At 61.3% G+C, this 17137-nt stretch carries 18 protein-coding genes; 12 read left to right on the top strand and 6 right to left on the bottom strand.

The genetic code is table 11. The features are described 5' to 3' along the window. The first annotated feature begins 13 nt into the window (after window positions 1-13). Window positions 14-478, top strand: a complete 465-nt coding sequence (locus tag AAIS01_RS08500; protein ID WP_343468603.1) for a CopD family protein — start codon at window positions 14-16, stop codon at window positions 476-478. A 129-nt stretch (window positions 479-607) separates the two neighbouring features. Here the strand turns inward: AAIS01_RS08500 and AAIS01_RS08495 are convergent, their stop codons facing one another. The 4 genes from AAIS01_RS08495 to AAIS01_RS08480 all read right to left on the bottom strand — a co-directional run bounded on the left by AAIS01_RS08495 (window position 608) and on the right by AAIS01_RS08480 (window position 3287). After that, the gene (locus tag AAIS01_RS08495; protein ID WP_343468602.1) at window positions 608-1366 is read right to left on the bottom strand and encodes a collagen-like protein; all 759 of its coding nucleotides are present in this window, start codon (window positions 1364-1366) and stop codon (window positions 608-610) included. Beyond that, window positions 1359-1631, bottom strand: coding sequence for a DUF1145 domain-containing protein (locus tag AAIS01_RS08490; protein ID WP_343468601.1), 273 nt, complete (start codon window positions 1629-1631; stop codon window positions 1359-1361). Before AAIS01_RS08490 ends, AAIS01_RS08495 begins: the two co-directional genes overlap by 8 nt. A 144-nt stretch (window positions 1632-1775) precedes the next feature. Continuing rightward, window positions 1776-2501, bottom strand: a complete 726-nt coding sequence (locus tag AAIS01_RS08485) for a PA1041 family peptidoglycan-binding anchor lipoprotein (protein WP_343468600.1) — start codon at window positions 2499-2501, stop codon at window positions 1776-1778. A 90-nt stretch (window positions 2502-2591) separates the two neighbouring features. Beyond that, window positions 2592-3287 carry a PA1041 family peptidoglycan-binding anchor lipoprotein gene (locus AAIS01_RS08480; protein ID WP_186655820.1) on the bottom strand — a complete coding sequence of 232 codons (696 nt, stop codon included), beginning with the start codon at window positions 3285-3287 and terminating at the stop codon, window positions 2592-2594. Between the two features lie 193 nt (window positions 3288-3480). Between AAIS01_RS08480 and AAIS01_RS08475 the strand changes: the two genes are divergently transcribed. From AAIS01_RS08475 to AAIS01_RS08460, 4 genes are all read left to right on the top strand, one after another. Then, a complete protein-coding gene (locus AAIS01_RS08475) occupies window positions 3481-3978 on the top strand; it encodes a DUF6231 family protein (protein ID WP_343468599.1) in 498 nt (165 codons plus the stop codon). Between the two features lie 14 nt (window positions 3979-3992). Beyond that, window positions 3993-4469, top strand: coding sequence for a YchJ family protein (locus AAIS01_RS08470; RefSeq protein WP_343468598.1), 477 nt, complete (start codon window positions 3993-3995; stop codon window positions 4467-4469). A gap of 67 nt (window positions 4470-4536) precedes the next feature. Continuing rightward, the gene (locus AAIS01_RS08465) at window positions 4537-5022 is read left to right on the top strand and encodes an LEA/WHy family protein (protein ID WP_343468597.1); all 486 of its coding nucleotides are present in this window, start codon (window positions 4537-4539) and stop codon (window positions 5020-5022) included. Window positions 5023-5027: 5 nt separating this feature from the next. Beyond that, the gene (locus AAIS01_RS08460) at window positions 5028-5231 is read left to right on the top strand and encodes an SEC-C metal-binding domain-containing protein (protein ID WP_343468596.1); all 204 of its coding nucleotides are present in this window, start codon (window positions 5028-5030) and stop codon (window positions 5229-5231) included. A gap of 265 nt (window positions 5232-5496) precedes the next feature. Here AAIS01_RS08460 and AAIS01_RS08455 read toward each other — a convergent pair whose 3' ends face one another. Next, window positions 5497-6054 carry a cysteine hydrolase family protein gene (locus AAIS01_RS08455; RefSeq protein WP_343468643.1) on the bottom strand — a complete coding sequence of 186 codons (558 nt, stop codon included), beginning with the start codon at window positions 6052-6054 and terminating at the stop codon, window positions 5497-5499. A 140-nt stretch (window positions 6055-6194) separates the two neighbouring features. On the opposite strand from AAIS01_RS08455, the gene AAIS01_RS08450 reads away from it, so the two are divergent. The 4 genes from AAIS01_RS08450 to AAIS01_RS08435 all read left to right on the top strand — a co-directional run bounded on the left by AAIS01_RS08450 (window position 6195) and on the right by AAIS01_RS08435 (window position 12548). Beyond that, window positions 6195-6839, top strand: coding sequence for a glutathione binding-like protein (locus tag AAIS01_RS08450; protein WP_343468595.1), 645 nt, complete (start codon window positions 6195-6197; stop codon window positions 6837-6839). Window positions 6840-7118: 279 nt separating this feature from the next. Beyond that, the gene (locus AAIS01_RS08445; protein WP_343468594.1) at window positions 7119-9569 is read left to right on the top strand and encodes a penicillin acylase family protein; all 2451 of its coding nucleotides are present in this window, start codon (window positions 7119-7121) and stop codon (window positions 9567-9569) included. 265 nt (window positions 9570-9834) lie between these two features. Further along, window positions 9835-10860 carry a ligase-associated DNA damage response exonuclease gene (locus AAIS01_RS08440; protein WP_343468593.1) on the top strand — a complete coding sequence of 342 codons (1026 nt, stop codon included), beginning with the start codon at window positions 9835-9837 and terminating at the stop codon, window positions 10858-10860. Next, a complete protein-coding gene (locus AAIS01_RS08435; RefSeq protein ID WP_343468592.1) occupies window positions 10857-12548 on the top strand; it encodes an ATP-dependent DNA ligase in 1692 nt (563 codons plus the stop codon). Before AAIS01_RS08440 ends, AAIS01_RS08435 begins: the two co-directional genes overlap by 4 nt. Before the next feature lie 36 nt (window positions 12549-12584). Here the strand turns inward: AAIS01_RS08435 and AAIS01_RS08430 are convergent, their stop codons facing one another. Then, entirely contained in the window at window positions 12585-14495 is a 1911-nt protein-coding gene (locus AAIS01_RS08430) for a hypothetical protein (RefSeq protein WP_343468591.1), read from the bottom strand. A 347-nt stretch (window positions 14496-14842) separates the two neighbouring features. On the opposite strand from AAIS01_RS08430, the gene AAIS01_RS08425 reads away from it, so the two are divergent. From AAIS01_RS08425 to AAIS01_RS08415, 3 genes are read left to right on the top strand one after another with little or no spacing between them, the layout of a single operon-like run. After that, window positions 14843-15625 carry a transporter substrate-binding domain-containing protein gene (locus AAIS01_RS08425; protein ID WP_343468590.1) on the top strand — a complete coding sequence of 261 codons (783 nt, stop codon included), beginning with the start codon at window positions 14843-14845 and terminating at the stop codon, window positions 15623-15625. Between the two features lie 57 nt (window positions 15626-15682). Then, window positions 15683-16411: an ABC transporter permease gene (locus AAIS01_RS08420; RefSeq protein WP_047228421.1), complete on the top strand. Its 729-nt coding sequence runs from the start codon at window positions 15683-15685 to the stop codon at window positions 16409-16411. Beyond that, a complete protein-coding gene (locus tag AAIS01_RS08415; RefSeq protein WP_343468589.1) occupies window positions 16408-17118 on the top strand; it encodes an ABC transporter permease in 711 nt (236 codons plus the stop codon). Before AAIS01_RS08420 ends, AAIS01_RS08415 begins: the two co-directional genes overlap by 4 nt. Window positions 17119-17137 lie beyond the last annotated feature (19 nt).

Raw genomic sequence — 17137 nt, 5'->3', positions numbered from 1 at the left:
ACGGAGTAACTCAATGACACCCTTTGCCCTCGTCTACACCCTGCATTTACTGGCGGCCCTGATCTGGGTCGGCGGCATGTTCTTCGCCTGGATGATCCTGCGCCCCGCCGCAATCGCGGCCCTTGAGGGCCCGGCCAGGCTCAAGTTATGGGCAGAAGTGTTTCAGCGTTTTTTCGTTTGGGTCTGGGTGGCCGTGGTGCTTTTGCCGATCAGCGGCGTGGGCCTGATCCACATGCGCTTCGCCGGCTTTGAAACCGCGCCACGTTATGTGCAGATCATGATGGGCTTGTATGTGGTGATGACGGCGTTGTTCATCCGCATCCAGGGGTTGCAGTTGCCGGCCCTGCGCAACGCCGTAGCAGCCCAGGACTGGCCGAAGGGCGCGGCGGTGCTGGGGAAAATCCGGCAACTGGTAGGGATCAATCTGTTGATCGGATTGCTGGTGGTGGCGATTGGCGCGGCGCGGCCGATGTTCTGAAGAGATCGTCTGTTGGACCCAGCCCTGTGGGAGCGGGCTCGCTCGCGAAAGCGGTGGGTCAGTTGGCATTGGCTAACCTGACACTCCCTCTTCGCGAGCAAGCCCGCTCCCACAAGTGCTTTGCAGGTCTCAGAACCGCTGCACCGTCACCGCCCCCGCTGCTCCGGCCGGTCCTGGCTGGCCATCGGCACCCGGGCGACCGCTTTTGCCACCGTCGGCGGTATAGACGAAACATCCCTTGGCCTTGCCGCCAGCGCCGGGTTTACCCCCGGGCCCGGCAGCGCCGCCCGCGCCCCCCTCCACCGCGACCTTGATCTGCTCATCGGGATAATCACGAGGCAGTTCCAGACGCACCTGCGCGCCCGCCGCACCCGGCTGGCCATCGCTGCCATTACTGCCGTCGGCACCGCGACCGGCCGCCCCCCACGTACAACCCGGCGCCTGGCCATTGGCGCCGTCGAGGCCCACGTAGCCTGGCGCACCGGTTCCACCGCGAGCATCCACCGACAACAGCGGCGCATTCAAGGCATTGAAACGCAGATTGAGATCCCGCCCCGGTCGTGCCGCTTTGGTATAGGTTCCGGGCGCACCCCGAGCGGTGATCTGACTGCCGTCGGCCAATTCCCCCTCGGCAACTTTTATCTGCAGTGCCTGCTTCGCAGGCACGATGGCGATCCGCGCTTCGCGCCCCAAGTGCAATTGGCCAATGGACAACTCAGTGACATTGGCAGGCACCAGCAATGTGCCGTAGTCGGCCACGTCCAACCGTTCCAGAGTCAGAGCGCTGGTGGTATTGGGCAGGCGCATCAACGAGTGGCTTTCGACTTGGATTACTTGGGCACTGGCCCATGGGCACACGAGTGCGACAAGCAGACACAATTTACGCATGGGAAGCCTCGGCGGCGATCGGGAGGGTTTGCAAGTGAAAGATGCCGAACAGCAGCACTCTCAGGCGATCACGGCCTGAAGCGGGCCGACCGCGCAGGCTGGCTCGAAACGTCACCAGTTCCAGCAAATGAATCGCCAGCAACGTCGCTGCGCCGAGATTGACCAGCAGATGCAGCGGATGAATGAACGGCATGACCAGATTGACCAGCACCACCAACCAGAACAGCAGGGTCAACAAGCGCCCTAGCGCCCATAACAGCTTCATACATCCCCCTCTGAGTATTATTCTTTGGACGCACAGTAACGGCTTGCGCGCCGAATAAGCCAGAGGCCAGGGCAAATTTAATCTGACACAAACCTCGGCTCGCCGGGTCGCCCCTCCGGCGACCCAGCGGCTCTGGCACGCGGCTCATCGCTGGATATGCAACTCGACCCGACGGTTCTGCGCCCGCCCCTCATCGGTCTCGTTGTCGGCCACTGGCTCGCTTTCACCCTTGCCCTCGCTGGTGAGTTTGTCCGGTGACAGCCCCTGGGTGAGCAGATACTCCACCACGCTGCTTGCCCGACGCTCGGACAACCCCTGGTTGTAGGCATCGGTGCCAACGCTGTCGGTGTGCCCCACCACGCGGATACTGGCGACATTGGCATGACTCAATTTGCTCATCAGCCCATCGAGTTGGCTTCGCGCTTCCTGGGTGAGATCGGATTTATCGAAGTCGAACAGTACCTTGCCGGCATCGTTGAGGGTGATCACTTCAGTGGTCGGAGCCTGAGGTTCAACCGGCGGTGCGCTGGCCGGGTATTGCGGCAACGGGCAGCCGTGATGTTCAACCGGGGTATTGGCCGGCGTGTCGGGACAACGGTCACGGCGGTCGAACACGCCGTCATCGTCTTCGTCGCCATCCTGGGCGTAGCAGATCAGGCCGCCGGTCAGCAGCCCCAGCGCTGCGCCGCCTGCCGCCCAGCCGCTGCTTTCAAGGGCCCCAAGGCCGCCGCCAACCAGACCACCGAGCAAACTACAGACTGGCCAAGTGCGTTGATTCAGCGGTGCGCCGCCATCGCTGTGAGTGGCACAACCTGACAACAGACTGCCCGCCAGCAGTACCGGTAAGGCGGCCTTGAGTAGCATGTTCATGGTGAATGCTCCTGTGTTACCGGCCCATACCGGTCACACAGGAGTAAAGACCCGCATCCGCGACTGTACAAGCCGCGGCTGACGGGGGCTTCAGCGATTTATCTTGATCTCCGTGCGGCGGTTCATGGCCCGACCATCGGCGGTGCTGTTATCCGCCACCGGCTGGCTCTCACCGGCACCCTCCACCGAAACGAAGCTGGCACGGGGCACGCCGCTCTCGACCAGGTATTGCACCACCGAGTTGGCCCGTTTATCAGACAGGCGCTGGTTATAGGCATCGCTGCCAACGCTGTCGGTGTGACCGGTGACGCGCAGTTGCGCGGTGGACGTTTCCTGTTTCAGTCGGGTTGCAATCGTGCTCAGGACCTCCTTGTCGGCTGCCGTCAGGGTGGCCTTGTCGAATTCGAAATGCACGTCACGGATCACAATGGTTTCTTCCTGGACCACCACGGCTTCTTCAACCATCGGCGCCGGTGCCGGTGGCGGGCAGCCGTCGGCATCGACTTGCACGCCCTTAGGCGTGCCCGGGCATTTGTCGCGGCTGTCCGGCACGCCATCGCCATCCTCATCGCCGTCGCCATGCACCCAGCAGTAAGCCGCCGCCATGGTGCCGACAAACAATGCACCGCCGCCGGCCCAGGACGTGCTTTCGATGGCGCCCAATCCAGCGCCTGTCACGCCGCCGACCGCCGCGCAGGTCGGCCAATCGGTCTTCTGCAAACCTGCGCAACCAGTCAACACACCGGTCAGCAGAACCAAGGGTAACGCTGTGCGAACTATGCTCATTGGGTTTTTCTCCTTGAGGGATCGACTTTGCGCCGATTCAGGGGAGTAAAGACCCGACTCCGTATCTGCGCCAGCATCCCGCTATCGCGGCTTTTGTCCCCTATTTGCCGTAGATCGATACGTTTAAGCACAAACCGCTCTAGGCCATGGGGTCCGCGCAGGCTATCGTGGCGGCTCTGACTGAGGAACTTCGATGACCGTTGCCATTTCTTCCCGTACGCCCCAGCAAGCCCTGGCTGCCGTGCTGGACCGTTATGCCCCGCAAAAACTGCTGTTGATCGGTGCCAGCAGCTTCCCTGCCCTTGAAGCGTTCCAACAGGCGCATCCTGATACTGAAGTGGTCCACGCCGCCCCGGGTTCCCTTCCGGCGGATGTGGCGGCGCGGCGTTTTGACCTGGCCCTGGCCCTTGATTGCCTGGAGCATTTACCCAAACGCGACGGTCTGAACCTGTTGGGTGGCATCCGCAATCTCAATGCCAGCCGTATCGCCGTGCTGGCGGACCTCAATGCCTGCGGCTGGCAAGAAACAGATTTCTTTTCCCTGGCCCTGCAGGCCAGCGAGCGATTTCAGCGTCAGGAGCAGGTGCTGACCCTGTTTACTTACGATCTGCTTGAATACAAACAAGTCCCTGACTGGCTCAACTCACGCTTTTGGGCCAACCCGGAAAACTTTGGAAAATACTGGTGGTAGCCGTGAACACAAGCATGCACACAACCATTTGCCCGTGCGGCAGTGGCAACCCACTGGACGCCTGCTGCGGCCATTACCACGACGGTCACCCGGCGCCCTGCGCCGAAGCCTTGATGCGCTCGCGTTACAGCGCCTACGTGCTGGGGCTGGTGGACTATCTGGTGGCCACGACCTTGCCCGCCCAGCAGGACGGCCTGGATCGCCAATCCATCAGCGAGTGGAGCGCCAAAAGCACCTGGCTGGGCCTGGAGGTGGAAAGCAGCGAAGTATTCGGTGGCCAGCCCGAACACGCCTTCGTCACCTTCACCGCGCGCTGGCACGACGGCCAGGGGGAGCACAGCCACCGCGAACAGTCATCCTTCGTACAGAGCGGGGCACGCTGGTACTTCATCGACCCGACGGTGCCAGTCAAGACCGGACGTAACGACAACTGCCCGTGCGGCAGTGGGCACAAATTCAAGAAGTGCTGCGCAGGCTACTTTAATCGCTGATATCGCAATCGTCCGACGCTGCTGCGCACGCCAGCAGGCTAGACTGGGATAAACCAGAGGCACGGACATGACCCTTTCATCACATCTGCTGCGCATCACTTGCCTGCTGCTGTTCGTCGGGCTCGGCAGTTGTGCGTCCTGGCGAGGTGACGAGGCCCCTGAACCGCAGGTGCATCTGACCAAGGTCGAGGTGGTACGGGCCCGGTTGGTGGAGCAGAAGTTCATGCTGCACTTTCGTGTCGACAACCCCGGCGACAGCGATTTGACCGTGCGCGGCATAACCTACCGCATCCATCTGGGCGACCTGTTATTGACCGAAGGCGAGCATGAGCACTGGTTCACCGTGCGTCCCGGGCATAGCCGCTACTTCCGGGTGCCGATCCGCACCAATCTGTGGCCGCAAGTGCGCAAGCTGGTGAAAATGCTCGAGAAACCCCGCCAGCAGATCCCCTACCGCCTGGAAGGTGAGCTGGAAACCGGTTTATTCATCGCTCACTACGTGCACCTGAAGCGCAATGGCGTGATAATCGCTGCCGATTTTATTGCGGAGTAACCCCGATGACCCAGCAACCCCACGTCCATGGCCCTGATTGCAACCACGATCATGAGCATCACCACGATCATGATCACGGACATGTCCATGGCCCGAACTGTGGCCACGCCCACCAGGAACCGGTGCGCAACACCCTGAAGGATGTCGGCCGCAACGACCCTTGCCCATGCGGCAATGGCAAGAAATTCAAGAAGTGCCACGGGGCTTGATGATCCGGGCGTGAATCTGCTTCGTCTGTCAGACCGTTATCGCGAGCAAGCTCGCTCCCACAGCGATTTGGGGTGCAGGGAAACCGGAACCCCCACAAGACCGCTGTGGGAGCAAAGCTTGCTCGCGATGACCGAGGCACATTCAAAATTGATGCAAGCTGACCCACCGCTATCGCGAGCAAGCTTTGCTCCCACAGAAGAAGTTTGGGTGGCCGGGAAATCGAAGGCTAAATCAACCCTCCAAGACAGTTGCTCCCACGGTTAATCAATCGGCCTCGAGGATGTGCTTCACGCTGACCACCGTCGCATACTCGCCATGCAAGTTGCCCAGCGACATGGCGTGCACCTCACCAGCCGAACGGGCATGGCCAAAATAATCAGCCTTGTCGAAGGTAAAACACGCATCTTCGGCCACCCAGGTGTCGAATCCCAGATTGCCGGCCGTCCGCGCCGTGGACTCCACCGAGTTGTTCGTCGCCACACCCACGATCACCAACTGTCCAATCCCCGCCCCCCGCAGGTCCGCCTCCAAGCGCGTGCCGCAGAACGCATCCGGCACTTGTTTTTGAACCAGACTTTCCCCGGCCAGCGGTTCGAACCGCGCCTGAACCTCGACACCCGATTGCCCAGGCCAGAACACTGAGTCCGGCGAGCGGGACAGGTGGTGGACATGAATCACCGGTCGTGCCGATTGTCGCCAAAAACCGAGCAATTGAAGCATTTGCAACTCCGCGTTGGGGTTGTTGCGAGGGCCGAGCCTGGGATGAAGGATGCCTTTTTGTTGATCGATAAGAATCAACGCTGCGTTTTTTTGTAACTCCATGCCGGTTTTCTCGCGCTCGGTCATTGAATTGTCCACACTTGAGCATCACCTCTTCCTACAGGCAAGCCTTTCGGCAATCAGGACGACCTCCCGCCGTCATGTGTTGTCCATCCATCACGCTGTCTTATCTGGAGCCCTCCATGATCGACCTGTATTACTGGACCACGCCAAACGGCCACAAAATCTCGTTGTTCCTCGAAGAAGCCGGCATGCCCTACAAGGTGCACCCGATCAACATCGGCCAGGCCGAGCAGTTCAAGCCCGACTTCCTGAAAATCGCCCCCAACAACCGCATTCCGGCCATCATCGACCATGAACCCGCCGATGGCGGCGAGCCGATTTCGCTGTTCGAGTCGGGCGCGATCCTGCTGTACCTGGCGGAAAAAACCGGTCGGTTCATCCCAGAGGATTTGCGCGGCCGACAGGAGGTGTTGCAGTGGCTGTTCTGGCAAATGGGTGGCCTGGGGCCGATGGCCGGGCAGAATCATCACTTCAGCCGGTTCGCCCCGGAAAAAATCCCCTACGCGATCAAGCGCTATGTCGACGAAACCGCTCGTCTGTACGGTGTGCTGGATCGACGCCTGGCAGACCGTGACTTCGTGGCGGGCCACGAATACAGCATTGCCGACATGGCGATTTATCCGTGGACTGTCTCTCACCAATGGCAAAGCCAGCGGCTGGAAGACTTCCCGAACGTGCAACGCTGGTTCAATCGCATCCAGGAGCGCCCGGCCACCGCCAAGGCCTACGCCCTGGTGGACAAGGTCAACCCGCCTAAAGCCTAACCCTTCTGAAACACCCAACACCCTGTGGCGAGGGGATTTATCCCCGCTGGGGCGCGAAGCGGCCCCGTATCTATGCACCGCGCACTGTCCGGCGGGACGCAGGGGGCTGCTCCGCAGCCCAGCGGGGATAAATCCCCTCGCCACAAAAGCATGAACATCGTTGAGTGCAGGCTTTCATCGCCCAACCAACAAATAACTCCCGCCCCCGCTTGCGCGCCCTCCTCCTGCTCACTAACGTAGCGCCTTTATTGGTGTCCCCCCTCCCGCAGGAGCTTTGCCATGGCCTCGCCAGCCTCTATTTTTTCCTTCCCCCGGCTCGGCGCTGCCGCCGCAGTGGCCAGTGTGCTCGGTCTGAGCGGTTGCCAGACCTGGAACGCCCAAGACACGGTCCCTCCGACGTCCGGCGTGCAACCGCTCAAGGGGCTGGCGCAGAACGTCTCGGTTCGACGCAATGCCATGGGTATGCCGCTGATCGAGAGCAACAATTTCCATGACGCCCTGTTCAGCCTCGGCTACGTCCATGCCAGCGACCGCATCAGCCAGATGGTGACCATGCGTCTGCTGGCTCAGGGTCGTCTGGCAGAAATGTCCGGCGCCGAACGACTGGACGTCGATCGCTACATGCGTGCGGTCAATCTGAAGAAAAGCGCCGACGAGTTGTACAAAGCCTCCTCGCCGCGGCTCAAACGCTTCTTCGAAGTCTATGCCCGCGGCGTCAACGCGTACCTGTTCCGTTATCGCGACAAGTTGCCGCCGGACCTGGCCGCCACCGGCTACAAACCCGAATACTGGAAACCGCAAGACTCGGCGCTGCTGTTTTGCCTGCTCAATTTCAGCCAGTCGGCCAACCTGCCGGAAGAAATCGCCGCCTTGGTGCTGGCCCAGACCGTGAGCAACGACAAACTGGCTTGGCTGAGCCCGTCCTACCCGGACGAACAACTGCCCATGGCTGAGGCCGAAAAGCTCCAGGGCGTCCGGCTCAATGGCCAGGTTCCGGGCCTGAACGAGATCAGCAAGGCCAGCGCTCAGTTGTCCGAACTGAACGTGCTGAATATTGCCTCCTCCAGCAACTGGGCCATCGCGCCGCATCGCAGCCGCAACGGCAAGAGTCTGCTGGCCAGCGACAACCATGGCCCATTGAGCGTGCCGTCACTGTGGGTTCCCGTGCAGATTCGTGCGCCCAAGTATCAGGCAGCCGGGGTTTCCGTGGCGGGCATCCCGATGATTCTGGCGGGGTTCAACGGCAAAGTGGCCTGGAGCATGAGCAGCGTGTTGGGCGACAACCAGGACCTGTTCCTGGAAAAAATCCGACGCCAGGGCAATGGTCTGTCCTACGAGGTCAACGGCAAATGGCAACCGGTGATGGTCCGCAACGAGACCTACTTCATCAAAGGCCAGCGGCCGATTCGCGAAGCCGTCTATGAGACCCGCCACGGCCCGCTGCTCAACAGCGTCCAGGGCGCGGCCATGGCCAACGGGCTTGGCCTGGCCTTGCAGACGCCGAGCTTTAGCGACGACAAAACCCTGGACGCGTTCTTCGACTTGTCCCGAGCGCAGAATGTCGAGAAAGCCTCCGATGCCAGCCGTGAAATCCGCGCCATCGCGGTGAACATGATCTTTGCCGACGCCAGCCACATTGGCTGGCAAGTCACCGGGCGCTATCCGAACCGCCGCGAAGGCGAAGGCCTGTTGCCATCGCCCGGTTGGGAAGGTCGCTACGATTGGGATGGCTACGCCGACCCGATGCTGCACCCCTACGATCAGGATCCGACCCAGGGCTGGCTCGGCGCCGCCAACCAGCGGGTCATTCCCGACGGCTACGGCATGCAGTTGTCCAATTCCTGGGGCGCCCCGGAGCGCGGCGAGCGCATGGCCGAGCTGGCCGGGGCCAGCAAGCACGACAGCCGCAGCCTGACTGCCATGCAATATGACCAGACCACGACCTTTGCCGCCAAGCTCAAGCAAGTCTTCGAAGCCCCGGGCATGGCCCAACCGCTCAAGCAGGCGATCGACGCGCTGCCAGTGGCGGACCGGGCCAAGGCTCGCGAGGCCTATACCCGACTGATGGCTTTCGATGGCCGGCTCAGCCCAAGCTCCGCCGATGCGGCGATTTATGAACTGTTTCTGCAGGAAAGCATGAAGCAGATCTTCCTCGACGAACTGGGTCCGAACAGCAGCCCGGCGTGGAAAGCGCTGCTCGCCAACGGCCAATTGTCCTACTCGGCCCAGGCCGACCACTTGCTCGGTCGCGAAGACAGTCCGTTCTGGGACGACGTGCGCACACCGCAGAAGGAAGACAAATCCGTGATCCTGGCCCGCAGCCTGGCCGCCGCCATCACGGCTGGCGACAGCCAGTTGGGCGTTGATCACCGGGCCTGGCAGTGGGGCAAGCTGCATCGCTACGAATGGAAGAACAGCAACGGGCAAATCGTGCGCGGTCCCATCCCAGCTGGTGGCGATGCCTCCACGCTCAACAGCTCGGCATTCGCCTGGGGCGAAGATTTCAACACCACCCTGGCGCCGGCCATGCGGTTCATCGTCGACTTCGGCCTGCCCGAACCGTTGATGATCCAGGGCGGCACCGGCCAGTCGGGCAACCCCGCCAGCCCGAACTACATCAATGGCATTGATCCGTGGATCAAGGGGCACTATCAGAACCTGCCGTTGCAACCGCAGAACTTTGAGCGGGCGTATGGCAAGGCGCGCTTGACCCTGGTGCCTGGCAAATAACCGCAGGGTTTACGGTGGCAAGGGCACTCGCCCCCTTGTAGGAGCTGTCGAGTGCAACGAGGCTGCGATCTTTATCCGCTCCAATTGGGTCCTGAGCGAAAGGTCAAAAGATCGCAGCCTCGTTGCACTCGACAGCTCCTACAGGGGCGCTGCCCAGTCAGAGCGTGCAGTCCAGGATTCTCGGTGCTGGTGCGCATCAAAACCCGATAGAACTTCTCCTCCCGCCCCCGCCTCTACCAGACAAGCCCATCTTCCCGGTGAATGCATGGATCTTGTCATTGCCCGCCCCGAAGGCCTGTACTGCCCGCCTGGAGACTTCTACATCGACCCCTGGCGCCCGGTGGAACGTTCGGTCATCACCCACGCCCACGGCGATCACGCCCGTGGCGGCCACCAACACTACCTGGCAGCGGCCCCCGGCGAAGGCATTTTGCGGTCGCGGCTGGGCCAGGACATCAACCTGCAAACCCTGGCCTACGGCGAGCGGTTGCTGCACCACGGCGTGACCTTGAGCTTTCATCCTGCCGGCCACGTACTGGGTTCGGCCCAGGTGCGACTGGAATATAAGGGTGAAGTCTGGGTGGCGTCCGGGGACTACAAGGTCGAACCCGATGGCACCTGTGCGCCGTTCGAGCCGGTGAGGTGTCATACGTTCATCACCGAATCCACCTTCGGCCTGCCGATCTATCGCTGGCAGCCTCAACTGCAGGTCTTCGACGAAATCAATCAGTGGTGGCGCAGCAACATTGCCGTCGGCCGGGCCAGCGTGCTGTTCTGCTATTCCTTTGGCAAAGCCCAGCGAATTCTCCACGGAATCGACGAGAGCCTGGGGCCGATCCTGGCCCACGGCGCGGTAGAACCCCTGAACCGGGTCTACCGCGAAGCCGGGATCCGTTTGCCCGCAACGATCTATGCCGGCGATATCAAAAAGAACGACCCGATCATGAACCAGGCGTTGATCATCGCTCCCCCCTCTGCCGGTGGAAGCACCTGGATGCGCCGTTTCGGTGACTACAGCGACGCCTTCGCCAGCGGCTGGATGCGCTTGCGCGGCACCCGTCGGCGGCGCGGCGTGGATCGGGGCTTTGTATTGTCCGACCACGCCGACTGGCCCGGCCTGCTCTGGGCCATCGAACAGACCGGCGCCGAGCGAGTGATGGTCACCCACGGTTCGGTGGGTGTGCTGGTGCGCCATTTGTGCGAGCAAGGCCTGGATGCCCAAGGCTTCAGCACCGAATACGGTGACGATGAAGAAGACTTGAACAGCGCCACTGGCGAGGACGCGTCATGAAAGCCTTCGCCGAGTTGTATGCCGAATTGGACGCCACCACTTCCAGCAATGCCAAGCTCGCCGCCATGCAGGATTACTTCACCAAAGCCCCGCCCCAGGATGCTGCGTGGGCTGTGTATTTCCTGTCTGGAGGGCGTCCGCGACAACTGGTGCCGGTCAAGACCTTGAGGGAATTGGCGGTGCAGATATCCGGCTTGTCGCTGTGGCTGTTCGAAGAATGCTATCAGGCCGTGGGCGATCTGGCTGAAACCATCTCGCTGGTGCTGCCGGAGTCACCTCACCGCTCCGATGAAGGCCTGGCGCTGTGGATCGAAGAGAAACTCCTGCCGCTGCGCGGTGAATCGCCCGAGGTGCTGGCGCTGCGGTTGCCGGCGTTGTGGGCGCAACTCGACCGCCCCAGCCTGATGCTGTGCATCAAGCTCATCACCGGCAGCTTCCGGGTGGGCGTGTCCAAGTTGCTGGTCACCCGAGCGCTGGCGGCCATGGCCGGGCTGGACAGCAAACGGGTCGCCCAGCGACTGGTGGGGTATACCGACCTGTCCCATCGTCCGACCGCCACAGGCTACCTCAAACTCATCGCTGCCGAATCCGAGGATGAGCACGCCCAGCGCGGCGGCCAGCCTTATCCATTCTTCCTGGCTCATGCGTTATCGCAAGCGGTGGAGCAGTTCGACACCACCCTGGGGCCGGCCAGCGACTGGCAAGTGGAATGGAAGTGGGACGGAATCCGCTCCCAAGTGGTCAAGCGCGATGGGCATTTGTGGGTCTGGTCCCGGGGCGAGGAACTGATCACCGAGCGTTTCCCCGAACTGCACAGCCTGACGCAGGCGTTACCCGACGGCACGGTGATCGACGGCGAAATCGTGGTCTGGAAAGCCGCATCGCCAACCACCGCAGACGCCTTCGATCCGGATACGCCGCTGGAACCGAGGGTGCAGCCGTTTGCCTTGCTGCAACAACGCATCGGCCGCAAAACCCTGGGCAAGAAAGTTCTCGAAGACGCCCCCGTGGTGGTGATGGCCTACGATCTGCTGGAATGGCAAGGCGCGGACTGGCGCAGTCGTCCCCAGACCGAGCGCCGCGAGCAACTGGAGGCGTTGATTGCCCGATGTCGCAGCGCGGTGCTGCTGCCGTCGCCGATCGTCACTGGCAATGACTGGTTCGACCTCGCCCGGCAACGCGAAGCATCCCGCAGCCTTGGCGTCGAAGGCATGATGCTCAAGGCCCGCGACGCACTGTATGGCGTTGGTCGGACCAAGGACATGGGGGTGTGGTGGAAGTGGAAAATCGACCCGTTCAGTGTCGACGCGGTCCTGATCTATGCGCAACGCGGGCATGGCCGCCGTGCCAGCTTGTACAGCGACTACACCTTTGCTGTCTGGGACAACCCGCCGGGCAGCCGCGAACGCACACTGGTGCCGTTCGCCAAGGCGTATTCGGGGCTGACCGATGAACAAATGCGTCAGGTCGACAGCATCGTGCGCAAGACCACCGTGGAGAAATTCGGCCCGGTGAGCAGCGTCACGCCGACCCTGGTTTTTGAGCTGGGCTTCGAGGGCATTGCATTATCCAAGCGCCACAAGAGCGGGATCGCTGTGCGCTTCCCGCGGATGCTGCGCTGGCGCCAGGACAAGAGCGTCGAGGAGGCGGATACGCTGGCGGCGCTTCAGGATCTGTTGAAAGCGTGACCGCTCTGCTCCGAACAGGGCCAGCGTCGGCCCGGGTCATGACGCCCTCCACGTCAAGGCGAAAATACTTTCACCCGGCACTTCAAAACGGATGCGTCCATCCCGGCACTGGACAGGGGCATCGCGCTGGCGGCTATCAGGACCGAAAAGGACGAGGGATGGGCAGGCAGTGCCTGCGCCCTGCAGGCTGATCCGTTGCAGACGGTCGCCCTTGTTTACGCCCAGCACGCTGCGTTCGTTGCCGCGGGCCATCGCCAGGGCATCGACCTCGAACGCGCTGTTGTCCATACGCACAACCTGATCGAGCCAGTGCGACTGGATGAAGTGCTGCGCCAAGCCTACCGGTTTGAGCTCGAAGCGATCAGGCCCTGTCAGGCGGATCATGCCTTTGAGGTGATGCGGATCGTCAGCGGCCGGAAACCAATTGAGCACGTCGAGCAAACCATCCTGGGCTGAGTTGATCGCCACAGAGGCCCACCAGAGCGATGCGAAGCGCGTCTCCTGTTCGTAGGGGCTCACGCTTGAACCGCTGGAGATATTGGTCTGGTCCAGCAACAACGCCTTGCGTGGCCGGCCATCGGCTTGCAGGCCGACGATTTCCGCAGCCCGGCGCACCGAGTCGCGATAGACCCGCGTGGCCAGCAGGTCGCGAATCATCCACTCGTGCCAGGCCAAGGCATCGATTTGCGGGGCCGATTCGTCGAGCATGCGCCGAGCCCAGTCGATGCCACGGTGCTGGGCACCTCGTCGCATAAACGGTCCGTTGACGAAGCGCGAGCTGGCGGGCATGGCGATACGCACGCCGGCCTCCCGTGCCCCGGGGTAGTCGAGCACCTGGCGATACAGGGCGTCGAAGAAGCGCTTGTACGTCGCATAGTCCGGGTAGTTGTAGTTGGGTTCGTCGGCAAACGAGAGGTAGTGAGTGCCACGACCCAGGGCCACGGTTGTCGCCAGCCAGGCGTTCAGGCCGGCAAGGGTCTGGCTGTTGGCCTCCAGGTCGGCCTTACGCCCAGAGCCCGCGAGCAAGGTGATGTTGGTATCGATACCACCGCGCTCCAGATAAAAACGCCTGAAAGCATCTTCGAAATGGGGCTGAGCGGCCAGGACGTCGACAATGCTGTAAAAGCTACCCGCACGGGGCTTGAGCGCGTCGAGTGCGCTGTAGCTTGCCGGCGGGGGAAGCCGGTAGGGCAAGGCCAAGCCCAGACGCGGCGTGGGCCCCAACATTTCGGGATGCAGGGCGAGTTCGGTACGGCCGCTGTCCTGCCGCAGCGGCTGCAAGTGCTGAGGACGCTGGGCAAACAGGTTGGCGGTGCCGTCCAGCCAGAAAGCCGCTTTGCCTTTGCCTTGCAGGCGCAGGCGCCAATCTTGATCCTTATCGCTGACGGGTAAGGCCATCTGGTCGAACTTCGGGTACGCCTGGTAGGGCTTGAGCCTCAGTTCGACTTTTTTGCCATCGCCCAGGCGCTCGGCATTCAGAGCCCTGACACCGCCGAAATACTTGCCTGCCAAAATCGCCTGCTCGCCGCCGCGGACCTTGAAATACAACTCGACGTTGGCGGCGGTCTCGACGCTGAAGTGCACTTTCGTCGGCGCGAACAGGGCGACGGTTTTGTCGTCGTGCTCGAAGCGATAGCGCCTGAAGCTATAGCCCGGCACTTCCACGCGGTAGCTGGCGGCGCTGGCGGGCAATGCCCAGTCTTGTTTGCCGCTACCTTCGCTGGCGGAAATAAAACGCTCGTCGCGCAACTGCCCCTGCCCGTCCAGCAGGTAAATACGTTCCTCATTAGCATCGTTTTGCCAGGCCGGTACCCAACTGACGTGCAACGTGTCGTCGCGCCCCGCCTGCAAATAGAGGCTGCCGTCACGAACATCGCCCCAGCGCATGGGTGCGGCCTGAGCCAGACTGCTGAACGCTAGCGTGACTATCACAGCAATGCATTTCATCGTGTGCTTTCCACAGTCTTCAACTCAGGCGCTTGGCGCTCTGCCATCATCGACCTATACAGTAGCTATCTGCCCGCAGGCAATACCTTATAGACCATCAAGTCGCCGTGGGGCCTCGCCACAGGAGCGTCTGAACGCAGCGTCCGCGCCATCCTGGTGCATTTTTTTAAAGCCCGCTCATCCCTGCGCACCATCACGTCCCGCCGGCTGCCGCCAACGTTTTTAAAACGCTTGTTCGGCACTCTGGTTCGAAAATTGCTACCTTTACGCCGTCATACCGTTCTCGCCTTCACCGGTAACAATACTTACGCGCCACAAGCGCTCATATTGGTTTTAGGGATTGAATAATGAAAAAAGCACTGCTGACCCTTTCTGCACTGGCGTTGTGCATGGCCGCCGGCGTCGCCACGGCCAAGGAATACAAGGAGCTGCGTTTTGGTGTCGACCCGTCCTATGCCCCGTTTGAATCCAAAGCCGCTGACGGTAGCCTGGTAGGTTTCGATATCGACCTGGGCAATGCAATCTGCGAAGAATTGAAGGTCAAGTGCCGCTGGGTCGAAAGCGATTTCGACGGCATGATCCCGGGCCTGAAGGCCAATAAGTTCGACGGCGTGATCTCGTCCATGACCGTGACACCGGCGCGAGAAAAAGTCATCGACTTCTCCAACGAGCTGTTCTCCGGCCCGACCTCGTATGTGTTCAAGAAGGGCTCCGGCCTGAGCGAAGATGTCGCGTCTCTCAAAGGCAAAACCGTCGGTTACGAGCAAGGCACCATCCAGGAAACCTATGCCAAAACCGTACTGGACAAGGCTGGGGTCAAGACCCAGGCCTATCAGAACCAGGACCAGGTTTATGCCGACCTGACCTCCGGCCGCCTCGATGCGTCGATCCAGGACATGCTGCAGGCCGAACTGGGCTTCTTGAAATCGCCAAAAGGGGGTGACTATGAAGTCAGCAAACCCGTGGACAGCGAACTGCTGCCTTCCAAGACCGCCATCGGTATCAAGAAAGGTAACAAAGAGCTGAAGGCACTTTTGGATAAAGGTATCAAAGCGTTACACGACGATGGCACGTACGCCAAGATCCAGAAGAAACACTTTGGCGATCTGAATCTGTACAGCGGCAAATAATGCGCAGCGCCCATCCGGCCTCGGATGGGCGCTTTTTTTCTGCCAAAGGCCTCTTTCATGTTCGAACAACTCCTACAAAATCTGGGGCTCAGCGCCTTCAGCCTGCAGGGCTTCGGCCCGCTGCTGATGCAGGGCACCTGGATGACCATCAAGCTGGCGGTCCTGTCTTTGTTACTGAGCGTTTTGCTCGGCCTGCTGGGGGCTAGCGCCAAGCTGTCCAGCGTCAAACTGCTGCGTATCCCGGCCCAGCTCTACACCACGCTGATTCGTGGCGTGCCGGACTTGGTGCTGATGCTGCTGATCTTCTACAGCCTGCAAACCTGGCTGACCTCTTTTACCGACTTCATGGAATGGGAATACATCGAGATCAACCCATTCGGCGCCGGGGTCATCACCCTGGGCTTCATTTATGGCGCGTACTTCACCGAAACCTTTCGCGGCGCGATTCTCGCGGTGCCCCGGGGTCAGGTCGAAGCCGCCACGGCGTATGGCCTCAAGCGTGGCCAGCGTTTCCGGTTCGTGGTGTTTCCGCAAATGATGCGCTTTGCCCTGCCGGGCATTGGCAATAACTGGATGGTAATGCTCAAGGCCACCGCGCTGGTGTCGATCATCGGCCTGGCCGATTTGGTCAAGGCCGCCCAGGATGCCGGCAAAAGCACTTACCAACTGTTTTACTTCCTCGTGCTCGCGGCGCTGATCTACCTGCTGATCACCAGCGCGTCCAATGTCGTCCTGCGCTGGCTTGAACGCCGTTACGCCGCCGGCGCACGGGAGGCAGTGCGATGATCGAACTTCTTCAGGAATACTGGCGGCCGTTCCTCTACAGCGACGGCAATCACATCACGGGCCTGGCCATGACAATGTGGCTGCTCAGCGCCTCGCTGCTGATCGGCTTCGTGATCTCGATCCCGCTGTCCATCGCCCGGGTTTCACCCAAGGTCTACATCCGCTGGCCCGTGCAGTTCTACACGTACCTGTTCCGCGGCACGCCGCTCTATATACAGCTATTGATCTGCTACACCGGCATCTACAGCCTTGAAGCGGTGCGCGCCCAGCCCCTGCTCGACAGCTTTTTTCGCGATGCCATGAACTGCACGATCCTGGCCTTCGCCCTGAACACCTGCGCCTACACCACGGAAATCTTCGCCGGGGCGATCCGCAGCATGAACCATGGCGAAGTCGAAGCAGCCAAGGCTTATGGCCTGACGGGCTGGAAGCTGTACGCCTACGTGATCATGCCTTCGGCACTGCGGCGTTCGCTGCCGTACTACAGCAACGAAGTCATCCTGATGTTGCACTCGACGACCGTGGCGTTCACCGCTACCGTTCCAGACGTGCTCAAAGTCGCCCGGGACGCCAACTCGGCCACCTTCCTGACCTTCCAGTCGTTCGGTATCGCCGCGTTGATCTACCTGACCGTCACCTTTGCACTGGTGGGCCTTTTCCGCCTCGCCGAACGCCGCTGGCTGGCCTTTCTCGGGCCGACTCACTAGGGCTTCTGTTTCAGGACAC

This window comes from Pseudomonas halotolerans (assembly GCF_039581215.1).
Classification (GTDB): Bacteria; Pseudomonadota; Gammaproteobacteria; order Pseudomonadales; family Pseudomonadaceae; genus Aquipseudomonas; species Aquipseudomonas tehranensis.
The sequence above is the reverse complement of the archived record's forward strand: the minus strand, read 5'-3'. Positions and strand labels throughout refer to the sequence as shown.

Coding starts and splice junctions, on each gene's coding strand:
- AAIS01_RS08500 (WP_343468603.1), top strand. CDS start 14: ATGACACCCTTTGCCCTCGTCTACACCCTGCATTTACTGGCGGCCCTG.
- AAIS01_RS08495 (WP_343468602.1), bottom strand. CDS start 1,366: ATGCGTAAATTGTGTCTGCTTGTCGCACTCGTGTGCCCATGGGCCAGT.
- AAIS01_RS08490 (WP_343468601.1), bottom strand. CDS start 1,631: ATGAAGCTGTTATGGGCGCTAGGGCGCTTGTTGACCCTGCTGTTCTGG.
- AAIS01_RS08485 (WP_343468600.1), bottom strand. CDS start 2,501: ATGAACATGCTACTCAAGGCCGCCTTACCGGTACTGCTGGCGGGCAGT.
- AAIS01_RS08480 (WP_186655820.1), bottom strand. CDS start 3,287: ATGAGCATAGTTCGCACAGCGTTACCCTTGGTTCTGCTGACCGGTGTG.
- AAIS01_RS08475 (WP_343468599.1), top strand. CDS start 3,481: ATGACCGTTGCCATTTCTTCCCGTACGCCCCAGCAAGCCCTGGCTGCC.
- AAIS01_RS08470 (WP_343468598.1), top strand. CDS start 3,993: ATGCACACAACCATTTGCCCGTGCGGCAGTGGCAACCCACTGGACGCC.
- AAIS01_RS08465 (WP_343468597.1), top strand. CDS start 4,537: ATGACCCTTTCATCACATCTGCTGCGCATCACTTGCCTGCTGCTGTTC.
- AAIS01_RS08460 (WP_343468596.1), top strand. CDS start 5,028: ATGACCCAGCAACCCCACGTCCATGGCCCTGATTGCAACCACGATCAT.
- AAIS01_RS08455 (WP_343468643.1), bottom strand. CDS start 6,054: ATGGAGTTACAAAAAAACGCAGCGTTGATTCTTATCGATCAACAAAAA.
- AAIS01_RS08450 (WP_343468595.1), top strand. CDS start 6,195: ATGATCGACCTGTATTACTGGACCACGCCAAACGGCCACAAAATCTCG.
- AAIS01_RS08445 (WP_343468594.1), top strand. CDS start 7,119: ATGGCCTCGCCAGCCTCTATTTTTTCCTTCCCCCGGCTCGGCGCTGCC.
- AAIS01_RS08440 (WP_343468593.1), top strand. CDS start 9,835: ATGGATCTTGTCATTGCCCGCCCCGAAGGCCTGTACTGCCCGCCTGGA.
- AAIS01_RS08435 (WP_343468592.1), top strand. CDS start 10,857: ATGAAAGCCTTCGCCGAGTTGTATGCCGAATTGGACGCCACCACTTCC.
- AAIS01_RS08430 (WP_343468591.1), bottom strand. CDS start 14,495: ATGAAATGCATTGCTGTGATAGTCACGCTAGCGTTCAGCAGTCTGGCT.
- AAIS01_RS08425 (WP_343468590.1), top strand. CDS start 14,843: ATGAAAAAAGCACTGCTGACCCTTTCTGCACTGGCGTTGTGCATGGCC.
- AAIS01_RS08420 (WP_047228421.1), top strand. CDS start 15,683: ATGTTCGAACAACTCCTACAAAATCTGGGGCTCAGCGCCTTCAGCCTG.
- AAIS01_RS08415 (WP_343468589.1), top strand. CDS start 16,408: ATGATCGAACTTCTTCAGGAATACTGGCGGCCGTTCCTCTACAGCGAC.